The 10,543-nt window shown below is 60.5% G+C and carries 14 protein-coding genes; 9 read left to right on the top strand and 5 right to left on the bottom strand.

Annotated features, from left to right (window positions below):
* The 5 genes from WA989_RS13185 to WA989_RS13165 all read right to left on the bottom strand — a co-directional run.
* Window positions 1–1,201 (bottom strand): replicative DNA helicase (locus WA989_RS13185; RefSeq protein WP_424340952.1); only part of this gene is annotated, 1,201 nt, incomplete at its 3' end.
* A 218-nt stretch (window positions 1,202–1,419) separates the two neighbouring features.
* On the bottom strand, window positions 1,420–2,010 hold the full coding sequence (gene rplI, locus WA989_RS13180) for a 50S ribosomal protein L9 (protein WP_424340951.1): 591 nt from the start codon (window positions 2,008–2,010) through the stop codon (window positions 1,420–1,422).
* Window positions 2,011–2,024: 14 nt separating this feature from the next.
* Window positions 2,025–2,297, bottom strand: coding sequence for a 30S ribosomal protein S18 (gene rpsR / locus WA989_RS13175; RefSeq protein ID WP_424340950.1), 273 nt, complete (start codon window positions 2,295–2,297; stop codon window positions 2,025–2,027).
* Between the two features lie 12 nt (window positions 2,298–2,309).
* Window positions 2,310–2,645: a 30S ribosomal protein S6 gene (gene rpsF / locus WA989_RS13170; RefSeq protein ID WP_424340949.1), complete on the bottom strand. Its 336-nt coding sequence runs from the start codon at window positions 2,643–2,645 to the stop codon at window positions 2,310–2,312.
* 159 nt (window positions 2,646–2,804) lie between these two features.
* Window positions 2,805–3,635: an isocitrate lyase/PEP mutase family protein gene (locus WA989_RS13165; RefSeq protein ID WP_424340948.1), complete on the bottom strand. Its 831-nt coding sequence runs from the start codon at window positions 3,633–3,635 to the stop codon at window positions 2,805–2,807.
* Between the two features lie 142 nt (window positions 3,636–3,777).
* Between WA989_RS13165 and fabD the strand changes: the two genes are divergently transcribed.
* The 9 genes from fabD (at window position 3,778) to WA989_RS13120 (ending at window position 10,540) form a co-directional block, all read left to right on the top strand.
* Window positions 3,778–4,719, top strand: coding sequence for an ACP S-malonyltransferase (gene fabD / locus WA989_RS13160; RefSeq protein ID WP_424340947.1), 942 nt, complete (start codon window positions 3,778–3,780; stop codon window positions 4,717–4,719).
* A 41-nt stretch (window positions 4,720–4,760) separates the two neighbouring features.
* The gene (gene fabG / locus WA989_RS13155) at window positions 4,761–5,498 is read left to right on the top strand and encodes a 3-oxoacyl-[acyl-carrier-protein] reductase (RefSeq protein WP_424340946.1); all 738 of its coding nucleotides are present in this window, start codon (window positions 4,761–4,763) and stop codon (window positions 5,496–5,498) included.
* Window positions 5,499–5,607: 109 nt separating this feature from the next.
* Window positions 5,608–5,844: an acyl carrier protein gene (locus WA989_RS13150; RefSeq protein ID WP_424340945.1), complete on the top strand. Its 237-nt coding sequence runs from the start codon at window positions 5,608–5,610 to the stop codon at window positions 5,842–5,844.
* A gap of 12 nt (window positions 5,845–5,856) precedes the next feature.
* Window positions 5,857–7,140 (top strand): beta-ketoacyl-ACP synthase II, encoded by a 1,284-nt coding sequence (gene fabF / locus WA989_RS13145; protein WP_424340944.1) that lies wholly within the window; start codon window positions 5,857–5,859, stop codon window positions 7,138–7,140.
* Between the two features lie 59 nt (window positions 7,141–7,199).
* A complete protein-coding gene (gene mltG, locus WA989_RS13140) occupies window positions 7,200–8,234 on the top strand; it encodes an endolytic transglycosylase MltG (RefSeq protein WP_424340943.1) in 1,035 nt (344 codons plus the stop codon).
* A 17-nt stretch (window positions 8,235–8,251) separates the two neighbouring features.
* A complete protein-coding gene (locus WA989_RS13135; RefSeq protein ID WP_424340942.1) occupies window positions 8,252–9,121 on the top strand; it encodes a YicC/YloC family endoribonuclease in 870 nt (289 codons plus the stop codon).
* Complete coding sequence (gene gmk / locus WA989_RS13130; RefSeq protein WP_424340941.1) at window positions 9,111–9,764, top strand: guanylate kinase; 654 nt, start codon at window positions 9,111–9,113, stop codon at window positions 9,762–9,764. The genes WA989_RS13135 and gmk overlap by 11 nt, the downstream gene beginning before the upstream one ends.
* Before the next feature lie 4 nt (window positions 9,765–9,768).
* A complete protein-coding gene (locus WA989_RS13125; protein WP_424340940.1) occupies window positions 9,769–10,227 on the top strand; it encodes a hypothetical protein in 459 nt (152 codons plus the stop codon).
* Window positions 10,228–10,249: 22 nt separating this feature from the next.
* Window positions 10,250–10,540 (top strand): hypothetical protein, encoded by a 291-nt coding sequence (locus WA989_RS13120; RefSeq protein ID WP_424340939.1) that lies wholly within the window; start codon window positions 10,250–10,252, stop codon window positions 10,538–10,540.
* Window positions 10,541–10,543 lie beyond the last annotated feature (3 nt).

The following is a 10,543-nucleotide window of genomic DNA, read 5'->3' as shown; positions in this document are numbered from 1 at the left end:
GGTCGGAGAGCTGCGGGCGCTTGTCGTCGCGCTGTTCGACCTGACGAGACAGCTGTGAAAGCGCAATCACTGGCACATTGAGATCCTTGGCTAGGGCTTTCAGGCCCATAGTAATCTGGGTGATTTCCTGCACGCGGTTTTCATTGCTCTTACCGCCAGAGCCGGTGAGCAGTTGCAGATAGTCGATCACGATCATATCGAGGCCGACGGTCCGTTTGAGGCGCCGCGCGCGGGCCGCGACCTGGCTGATCGAGATCCCGCCCTGGTCATCGATATAGAGCGGCAGATTCTGCAGCTCTTCGGTCGCTTCGCGGATTTTCTCGAAATCATGCTTGTCGAGATCGCCCTGGCGGATGCGGTGCGCATTGATGCCGGTGCGCTCTGCGATGATCCGCGTGGCGAGCTGTTCGGACGACATTTCGAGCGAGAAGAAGGCAACAACGGCGCCTTCGACCGTCTTCTTCGAGCCGTCGTCCTGGACTTCACGCCGGCAGGCATTGGCCGCGTTGAAGGCAATATTGGTGGCGAGCGTCGTTTTGCCCATGGACGGGCGGCCGGCGAGGATGACGAGGTCGGACTTGTGAAAGCCACCAAGCTTCTGGTCGAGATCGTCCAGATGCGCAGCGATGCCGGCAATCTTGCCGTCGCGCTGATAGGCGGCCTCAGCCATCTGCAGGGACTCTTTGAGCGCCGATGCAAACGTGTGAAAGCCGCGCCCGGATGAACCGCGGTCGGCCAGGTCGAACAGGGCGCGCTCGGCCAGCTCCATCTGCCGGTCGCCATTCTCGTCAGGGCCGGGCTGGTAGGCGCGGTGCTGGACGCCGGCGCCAATGTCGATGAGTTCGCGCCGCAACGCGAAATCCCGGATCATGTGGGCATAATCGCTGATTTCAGGCCCGAAGGCGGCCGAATCGAGAAGTTCGCCGAGATAGGACGCGCCGCCGATTTCCTGCAGCTTGTCGGCCTTTTCGAAATGCTCGCGCAGCGTGATCCCGTCAGCGACGCGGCCGGACTGGATCATGTTCGAACAGACTTCGAAAATGTCCTGATGCGGAATCGAATAGAAATCCGTCGGGCGCAGAATGTCCGCTACACGCTGGAATGCGTTGTTGTCATAGAGGATTGCGCCGATGACGGCAGCCTCTGCGGAGAGATTGTGCGGGACCTCGACAGAGGCGGGCGGGTTCGACATGTCGTTCATGGTTTGATCCATTCTGGAACTATTCGCGACATTAACCAAGTCCCTTCTGAGATGGCAGGTTCCGTTTTCAGTTGTCCGGGGGTGTTTCGCGGTTGGTCCACAGGTGATTGCGGGCCTGTGGATTTCCCGTCACGCGAATGATGCGACCGGAAATCGCCACAAAAAAGGCCGCGCACTTTCGTACGCGGCCTTTTGTAATTTCAGGAAGCAGAAAAGACCTACTCTTCTTCGGTGCCCTGAGTTTCTTCCAGCATTTCTGCGTTGGCTTCGGCCATTTCGGCAGCCTGGTCGGCGGCAGCGCCCTGCTGTTCGGCCTGGATCGTCTCGATGACGTCCTCGCCGGCGGCTTGGCGGTCTGCTTCTTCCTGCGAGCGGGCGACGTTGACGGAGATGTCCACCAGAACTTCTGCGTGCAGGCGGACGCCCATTTCGTAGATCCCGATCGTCTTGATCGGCTGGTCGAGTTTGACCTGGCCGCGGCGGACCTTGAAGTCTTTCTCGGCCAGCGCATCGACGATGTCGCGGGTCGAGACAGAACCGTAGAGGTTGCCTGTGTCGGACGACTGGCGGATCAGCACAAGCTCGATGCCGTCAAGGCTCTCGCCCTGGGTTTCGGCTTCCGAGCGCGCTTCGGCATTGCGCTTCTCAATGACGTCGCGTTCCGCGGCAAAGCGGGCACGGTTCTTGTCATTGGCGATAAGCGCCTTGCCGCGAGGCAGCAGGAAGTTCCGGGCAAAGCCGTTCTTCACGCTGACTTCTTCGCCAAGCTCGCCGAGGTTCTCGACCCGTTCAAGAAGGATGATATCCATAGTGGTGTTCTCCCTTATTTCACGGTGAATGGCAGAAGCGCGAGCATGCGGGCGCGTTTGATGGCGCGCGCGAGCTTGCGCTGGTTCTTGACGTTCACAGCCGTGATCCGGCTCGGCACGATCTTGCCTTTTTCGGAGATGTAGCGCTGCAGGAGTTTGACGTCCTTGTAGTCAATCTCCTGTGCGCCTTCGCCCGAAAACGGGTCGACCTTGCGGCGGCGGTTGAACGTCCGGCGGGCCGGGATGTTGGTGATGTTGATATCACCGGCGTTGTTCTCTGAAGACATGTGGTTTTCCCCTTAGTCCTTGCGGCCCTTGCGGCCCATCATCGCCGACGGCTCATCGTCGAGCTGCTCGACCTTGATCGTCATGTAGCGGATGACGTCATCGGAAATCCGCTGGCGGCGCTCAAGCTCGTGAATCGCTTCGGCAGGGCCGTCGATGTTGAGCAGGGAGTAGTGACCCTTGCGCTGCTTGTTGATCGGATAGGAGAGGTTACGCAGGCCCCAATATTCGGTCTTGCCGACCTTGGCGCCCTGGTTCTTCAGCCAGTCTGCCAATTCCTCGATCTGGCTCTCGACCTGTGCAGGCGAGATGTCCGGCCGAGAAATCAGCACGTGTTCATAAAATGCCATGTTTTCATTCCCATGAGTTCTGGGCAGCGGCGCTGGAATGGCGGGAAACCGTTCCGGCGATGGCCCCTGACATGTGCAGCTCATTCCGCACCGCAGGACCGCAGCCCGTTGAAGAGCGCGCTTAAACCTCAAACTGTGGACAAAAGCAAGCGGTAGGGCTCAGTCGTCGGCAGGGGTTCCGGCCGTAATCAGGTCCATCAGTTTCCGGCCCGGCAGGCGCTGCATAAACCCGAAGCTGCCATCCTGCAGGAATTCCTCCGCCGCCGCGATCAGCGCGCCATAGGCAAGGCTGGAGAATACAGCACCGACACTGACGCGGCGGACGCCGATATCAGCGAGCGTGGAGAGCGCAACGGGACCGCTGGACGGGCCGAGCAGGACGTTGACCGGGCGATCGACTGACCCGACCACAGTCCTGATATCTTCAAGCGTTTTGAGGCCTGGCGCGTAGAGGCAATGCGCGCCGGCCTCCTGATAGGCATGAAGGCGTTTGATGGCATCGGAAAGATCCGGGGTGCCAGTAAAGAAGTTTTCTGCCCGGGCAGTCACCGTGAAAGGAAAATCGAGCGCCTTTGCGGCCTCGACGGCGGCGCGGATGCGGTCTGCGGCGTGGGCGATCTCGTACTGTTTGCCAGGCTCGCCCGAAAAATCCTCGATGGAGCCGCCGACAAGCCCGGCGGCTGCCGCCTGCCTTATGGTTTCAGCACAATCGTCAGGCGCGTGGCCGAAGCCATTCTCGAGGTCTGAGGAGATGGGCAAGTCTGTGGCGCTACAGAGCTCTCGGGCATGTGCAATCACCATGTCGCGGGTGACCTGGTAATCGTCGACGCCGGTCGAGCGCGCAAAGCCGGCGCTGGTCGTGGCGAGCGCGTCGAAGCCAAGACCGGCCAGAATACGCGCAGAGCCTATATCCCACGGATTGGGGAGGGCAAAGCAGCCTTCCTCATGAAGCGCGGCGAATTGCTTAGCCTTTGCGGTCTGTGTGATCATCTTTTTTCTCCTCAAGACGTGTCGCCGTCTTGTGCCGCCGCTTCTCGCAGACCGCCACCCGATACTTGCGCATGGGCAAGTTGGCTTCTAGGCACTGCCTCAACAAAAAAACTGATTCCGATAACCATAAGGGCAGGGCGTCATGACGAAGTTTGCGTTCATTTTTCCCGGACAGGGCAGCCAGTTCATCGGCATGGGCAAAGAGCTGGCCGATGCTTTTCCGGAAGCGAAAGCCGTTTTCGAAGAGGTCGATACAGCGCTTGGACAGAACCTGTCGGGTCTGATCTGGTCCGGCGATGAAGAAGAACTCAAACTGACCTCGAACACCCAGCCGGCGCTTATGACCGTCAGCGTTGCCGCTATCCGCGCGCTTGAGGCAAAAGGCCTGCCAATCGACAAGGCGGCTTTCGTGGCGGGCCACTCGCTCGGTGAGTATTCCGCGCTTGCGGCCAGCGGCGCGATCAGCGTGGCCGATGCTGCGCGGGTACTGCGGATCCGCGGCAATGCCATGCAGGCTGCCGTCCCGCCTGGCCACGGCGCCATGGCGGCGCTTCTCGGCGCTGATCCGGACCAGGCCGCTCAAGTGTGCGCCATCGGCGCGGCAGATGGCGTGTGCGAGATCGCGAACGACAATGCCCCCGGCCAGATCGTCATTTCGGGCGACAAGGCCGCGGTCGAACTGGCCGCGTCGAAGGTTTCCGAAGTGCGGGTGAAGAAAGCGATGCTGCTGCCTGTCAGCGCGCCGTTTCATTGCTCGATGATGTTGCCAGCCGCCAATGAGATGAGCCGGGCGCTCGCTGAAATCGAGATCAAGGCGCCTACTGTGCCGCTGGTCGCCAATGTCACGGCTGAACCGACAAGTGACCCCTCAGCGATCCGCCAGCAGCTGGTCGAACAGGTTACCGGCCAGGTCCGCTGGCGCGAGAGCGTCCTGTTCATGGCGGCGCAGGGCGTCGATCTGTTCGTTGAGGCGGGCGCTGGAAAAGTCCTTTCGGTGATGAACCGGCGGACGGTGAAGGACGTTGAAGGCATAACGCTTGGCACGGCCGAAGAGGTCGAATCAGTTGCAGAACGGCTCGGCTAGGGCCAGAACAGGCGAAAACGCTTGGGAGAGAAGGACTTAACATGTTTGATCTGAGTGGCCGCACAGCGCTGGTAACGGGCGCGTCCGGCGGCATTGGAAGCGCAATTGCAAAATCCCTGTCCGAGGCGGGGGCGAAAGTCGTCCTGTCCGGCACACGCGAAAACGTTCTCGAAGAGGTCAAGGCGACGCTGCCCGGCGAAGCGGCGATTGTCACGGCGAACCTGTCTGACGCAGACTCTGTAGACGGACTAGTAGGCCGCGCCGAAGAGGCGATCGGTCCGCTGGATATTCTCGTCGCCAATGCCGGCATTACGCGCGACGGATTGCTCATGCGGATGAAGGATGAGGACTGGAACGACGTTCTCAATATCAATCTTGGCTCCTATTATCGGCTCACAAAGTCCGCCATGCGGGGCATGATGAAGCGCCGCCACGGGCGAATCGTCGGGATCACATCAGTCGTCGGCGTGATGGGAAATCCGGGCCAGGCGAATTATTGCGCCTCCAAGGCCGGCATGATCGGCTTTACCAAATCGGTGGCGCAGGAAGTCGGCAGCCGCGGGATTACAGTCAATTGCGTTGCACCGGGCTTCATCCAGTCACCGATGACGGATGGGCTTCCGGACGCGCAGAAAGAGGCGCTGCTCGGCCAGATTCCGGCGGGAAAACTCGGCCAGGGCAGCGATATTGCGGCGGCTGTGGTATACCTGTCTTCTGATGAAGCAGCCTATGTCACAGGCCAGACGCTTCACGTAAATGGCGGCATGGCGATGATCTGACGGTGTGCCGCCAAACAGTTGCAGCCCTTGGCGACGTTATTATCTTCGTGCTACGGGCATCCCAAGACCGGTTCGGTCTTCCCTTCAGACATTATGAGAGAGGTTTTTCATGTCTGACGTTTTCGAGCGTGTTAAAAAGATCGTTGTTGAGAATCTCGACGTTGATGGTGACAAGGTCACCGAGTCGGCGAGCTTCATCGATGACCTGGGCGCAGACTCCCTCGACCTGGTCGAGCTGGTCATGGCCTTCGAAGAAGAATTCAACATCGAAATCCCTGACGATGTTCAGGAGAACATTCGCACCGTTGGTGATGCTGTCACCCACATCAAGGCTCACGTCTCTTAAGAGGGCTAGCTGATGCGCCGCGTCGTCATTACAGGAATCGGTCTCGTGTCTCCGCTTGCGAGTGGAACCGAGGCTACATGGGAACGGCTGATTGCCGGCAAATCCGGAGCAGGTCCGATCGACCTGTTCGATACAAAGGATGTGCCTTGCAAGATCGCCTGCCAGGTTCCGTGGAATGAGGACCGCGGCGGCGGCAGTGCGGATGATCCGCACGCCTTTGACCCTGACAAGGCAGCAAGCCCCAAGGAGCGCCGGCGGATTGACGAGTTCATCCTCTACGCTCTGGCCGCAGCCGATGAGTGTGTTGAAGACTCCGGCTGGAAGCCCGAAACAGACCATGACAAGGAGCGCACTGGCGTTCTCATCGGTTCTGGTATCGGCGGGCTTCAGTCCATTTATGACACGGCCATCACGCTGCATACCCAGGGTGCGCGCCGGGTCAGCCCCTTCTTCATTCCGTCAGCGCTGATCAACCTCGCCTCAGGCCAGGTCTCGATCCGTCATGGCTTCAAGGGCCCGAACCACGCGGTGGTCACGGCCTGCGCGACTGGCGCTCATGCGATTGGTGATTCTGCGCGTCTTATCAAATACGGCGATGCAGACGTCATGCTCGCAGGCGGGGCCGAGGCTGTGATCTGCGAGATCGGCATTGCCGGTTTCTGTGCGGCCAAGGCGATGTCGACCAATTTCAACGACACACCTGAAAAGGCCTCCCGGCCCTATGACAAGGACCGCGACGGTTTCGTCATGGGCGAGGGTGCGGCCACGGTGATGCTCGAGGAATATGAGCACGCCAAGGCGCGCGGCGCGAAGATCTATGCCGAAGTTGTCGGCTATGGCCTGACCGGCGATGCCTACCACATCACGGCGCCGGCTGAGGGTTCTGAGGGCGGTTACCGTGCCATGAAGATGGCGCTCGACCATTCAGGCCTGGATGTCTCCGATATCGATTACGTCAACACGCACGGCACCTCGACGCCCAAGGGCGATGAGGGCGAGATCGGCGCGGTTGAGCGTCTGTTCGGCGATCACGCCAGGAATTTGTCGCTGTCCTCGACCAAGTCGGCTGTCGGCCACTTGCTTGGCGCGGCCGGAGCCATCGAAGGCGCGTTCTGCGCGCTTGCGATTCGCGACCAGATCATGCCTCCAACGCTCAATCTCGACAATCCGAGCGTCGATACACCGATCGATCTCATCCCGCACACAGCGAAGAAGGGTCAGGTCCGCGCAGCCATGTCGAACAGCTTCGGTTTTGGCGGCACCAATGCCTGTCTCATCCTTAAGCAGGTCGACTAGTTTCTATTCTGCGATTGCTGGGGCAAGGTGGGGCGGAATCAACGGTCTGAGATTCGTCCATGCGGCTCATAAAAGCACTCTTCACTCTGGTTTTCATCTGCGCCGTGCTCGGCGTGGCCGCGCTCGGCGGCGGCTGGCTCTGGCTGCAGAATGAGGTCGCCAAGCCCGGCGCCTTCGCAGAGCAGAAAATATTTGAAGTCGAATCCGGCGACCATGTCGCGGCTGTGGCCCAGCGGCTTGAGGAGCGGGGGCTGATCTCCGATGCGCGCGCGATGAAGCTGCATGCGAGGCTGAGCGGCCAGCAGGCCGCAATCAAGGTTGGCGAATACGCCGTCCCGGCCCGCGCGGATATAGCGTCCATCCTGGACCTCCTCGTCGCCGGCGATGTCATCCAGTACAGGATCACCATTCCCGAAGGCCGCACGACCGCGCAGATCCTGCGCATCGTCGAAGATCATTCCGAACTGGTTGGCGACCTGCCGGATCGCGAGATCCCTGAAGGGTCGCTCCTGCCAGACACCTATATCTTCGCGTCCGACACCAGCCGGACCTCTATCATCGAGCGGATGGAGACGGCACAGGACGATCTCATTGAAGAGCTCTGGCCCGAGCGCCAGGACGGCATTCCCGTGTCGACGCCTGAAGAGGCGATTATCCTGGCCTCTGTCGTGGAGAAGGAGACCGGCAATGCCGAAGAGCGCCCGCTGGTTGCGGGCCTGTTCACGACAAGGCTGAAGCGCGGCATGCGGCTCGAAAGCGATCCGACGGTAATTTATGGCGTCTCGCGCGGAGAGCCTCTGTACCGTACGCTCAACGGCAAACAGGTTCGCCGGACGCTTTATCGGTCCGAACTCAACCGCGAGACAGATTGGAACACCTATCAGATGGACGGTCTGCCAAAGACGCCAATCTGCAATCCCGGGCGCGACGCCATTGCCGCAGTTCTAAACCCGCCAGAAACCGAGTACGTCTTCTTCGTGGCAGATGGGAAGGGCGGGCATTTGTTTGCTGAGACGCTGGCCGAGCACAATCGGAATGTCGCGGCCTACCGCGAATATGAGCGCCAGGAGATCGCCCGGGAGCGCTCGAATTGACGGGGCAGGTGTCCTCAATGACAGGCTTTGCGCGGGTGTCCGGCGAAGCCGACTGGGGCAGCTGGGCCTGGGAAGCGAAAAGCGTGAATGGCCGCTCGCTCGATGTGCGCGTCAATCTGCCGAGCGGGTTTGAGGCGCTCGACCGGACGATCAAGCAGGCGGCCTCGAAGCTCTTTGCCCGCGGCAATATGCAGATTGGGCTGCGCACCGACCTCACCGGCGGCAGCGAAAGTCTCAGTGTGAATGCTGAGGCGCTGAACGCCCTGGTCCGTGCCTATGAAACTGCGTCGAGCAGCCCAGCCAGCGATGATGGAGCGCTCGCCACGCTGATGACGATCAAGGGCGTCGTCGAGGCCGGCAGCCAGTCAACGCGCGATGTCGCAGATGAAGCGGCCGTTGAGGCGATGGCAAAGGCCGGGCATGACGTTCTGAAAGAGCTGGCCGAGGCCCGCCGCAGCGAGGGCGCGGCGATGGAAGCGCTCCTCTCTGGCTATCTCGATGAGATGGAACAGACGACCGCGCAGGCGGCGAGCCTTGCGGGCGACCAGCCGAAGCTTCTGAAAGAGCGCCTGGAACGCCAGCTGGCTGAGCTTGAAGCCGAGAAATCCGTCGATCCGGACCGGATGGCGGCCGAAGTGGCCCTGTCTGCAGCGAAGGCAGATGTCCGCGAAGAGCTGGACCGGCTCACGGCTCATATCGAGACGGGACGCGGCCTTCTGAGGGACGGCGGCGCAATCGGCCGCAAGCTCGATTTCCTCGCGCAGGAATTTAACCGCGAAGCCAATACGCTCTGCTCCAAATCCATCAGCCTCGATTTGACGAATGCGGGACTCACCCTCAAAGGACTGGTGGACCAGTTCAAGGAGCAGGCGGCCAATGTCGAATAGCGGACATCCGAAAGACCATGGCGACCGGCGCGGCCTGATGCTGGTCATTTCCTCGCCGTCGGGCGCCGGCAAGACGACGCTGGCGCGCAAGCTGATGGAGGAGTTTTCAGATATCAAACTGTCGGTCTCCGCCACGACGCGCGAACCTCGTCCGGGCGAGACCGATAGTGTCGACTATCATTTCAAGACGCGCCGGGATTTCCGCGAGATGATCGCGCGGCGCGAATTCCTCGAATGGGCGCTGGTTTTCGACAATCTTTACGGCACGCCGCGCGCCGACACAGAGCGGCTGCTGGAAACCGGCCATGACGTTCTGTTCGACGTCGACTGGCAGGGCGCTGATGCCCTGCACGACCAGATGCCGCGCGATGTCGTCTCGGTCTTCGTGCTGCCGCCGAGTATCGAAGCCTTGAAGGCGCGCCTTTCGGCGCGTCCTGGTTCAACCGATGAAATCATCGAGCGGCGTATGCGCGACGCCAAGGCCGAAATGCGCCACTGGCGGCGCTATGACTATGCGATCGTGAATGACGACCTCGAAGTCGCCTATCAGCGCCTCAAACGCATCCTGCTCGTCGAGCGCCTGAAACGCCTGCGCCAGCTCAGCCTGGAAGACCATGTTCGCGAACTGATGGGCGAGGCGTGACGCTTTGGAAATCGCGAGGAAAGTCAATCTGATCCTTTCGGCGATTGGACTGATGGTTTTCGCCGGGCTGTTTCTCTACGTCACTTTGGCGCCTGACGATTTTGACCGGCGCACGCGCGATTTCGCCGTTGAAAAGATCAGGACGGAACTGGACGATGGACTATCCTCAGTCGCATCGTCGGATACAGCTGAAGATATCAGTTCCGTCGCAGGACGGTTTTCCAAACGCCTTCAGGATCGGATCGATACTTGGCGCGGAAGCCTTGATGCAGGCATCGACGTTTTTATCGCAGATATTCTGGCTGCGGCCTGCGAGCTGGACTGCGAGCGGCGTGACGAGGCACGCAGGGCCGTGAGGCGCTTTTATGAAACCTCGATAGAACGGTACGGCTTCGCGCTCGACCGGCTGGAAGACATCGTGGTCGGCGAGTACCGTCATGTCGGAACTTCGCGCCGATCTTAAAATATGTTCGGGAAGCACGGCAGTGGCATTCGCTTTAGCCCTTTTTCTTTCGATCTTTCGAGGGCCTGCCGCCCGCCACCTTCTGCCGATCTCGATCACACTTACAGTGACGACCATTCTGGCGGTGGTCTGGTATGCCTTCGGCCAGGATTGGGTAATGACGGTCATCTACAGCGACTATTGGGGGTGGGGTTACAGCTTCCTCCTGGCGGGGCTGTCCGCCTTGATGATCGACATCGCTGCGAATAGGGCGCGCGTCACGAGCGCCATTCTGAATGCGCTGCCTGGAGGAATGAGTTTCTCACCCTGCTAGCTG

The organism is Henriciella sp. (assembly GCF_049649345.1).
GTDB lineage: Bacteria > Pseudomonadota > Alphaproteobacteria > Caulobacterales > Hyphomonadaceae > Henriciella.
Note: the sequence above shows the minus strand (reverse complement) of the source record. Positions and strands in the feature narration are given on the sequence as shown.

Bases quoted from the DNA above. Each gene is read 5' to 3' on its own strand.
- WA989_RS13150 (WP_424340945.1), top strand. From the start codon at position 5,608: ATGTCTGACGTTTTCGAGCGTGTTAAAAAGATCGTTGTTGAGAATCTC.
- fabG (WP_424340946.1), top strand. From the start codon at position 4,761: ATGTTTGATCTGAGTGGCCGCACAGCGCTGGTAACGGGCGCGTCCGGC.
- WA989_RS13135 (WP_424340942.1), top strand. From the start codon at position 8,252: ATGACAGGCTTTGCGCGGGTGTCCGGCGAAGCCGACTGGGGCAGCTGG.
- fabD (WP_424340947.1), top strand. From the start codon at position 3,778: ATGACGAAGTTTGCGTTCATTTTTCCCGGACAGGGCAGCCAGTTCATC.
- mltG (WP_424340943.1), top strand. From the start codon at position 7,200: ATGCGGCTCATAAAAGCACTCTTCACTCTGGTTTTCATCTGCGCCGTG.
- fabF (WP_424340944.1), top strand. From the start codon at position 5,857: ATGCGCCGCGTCGTCATTACAGGAATCGGTCTCGTGTCTCCGCTTGCG.
- rpsF (WP_424340949.1), bottom strand. From the start codon at position 2,645: ATGGCATTTTATGAACACGTGCTGATTTCTCGGCCGGACATCTCGCCT.
- rplI (WP_424340951.1), bottom strand. From the start codon at position 2,010: ATGGATATCATCCTTCTTGAACGGGTCGAGAACCTCGGCGAGCTTGGC.
- WA989_RS13165 (WP_424340948.1), bottom strand. From the start codon at position 3,635: ATGATCACACAGACCGCAAAGGCTAAGCAATTCGCCGCGCTTCATGAG.
- gmk (WP_424340941.1), top strand. From the start codon at position 9,111: ATGTCGAATAGCGGACATCCGAAAGACCATGGCGACCGGCGCGGCCTG.
- rpsR (WP_424340950.1), bottom strand. From the start codon at position 2,297: ATGTCTTCAGAGAACAACGCCGGTGATATCAACATCACCAACATCCCG.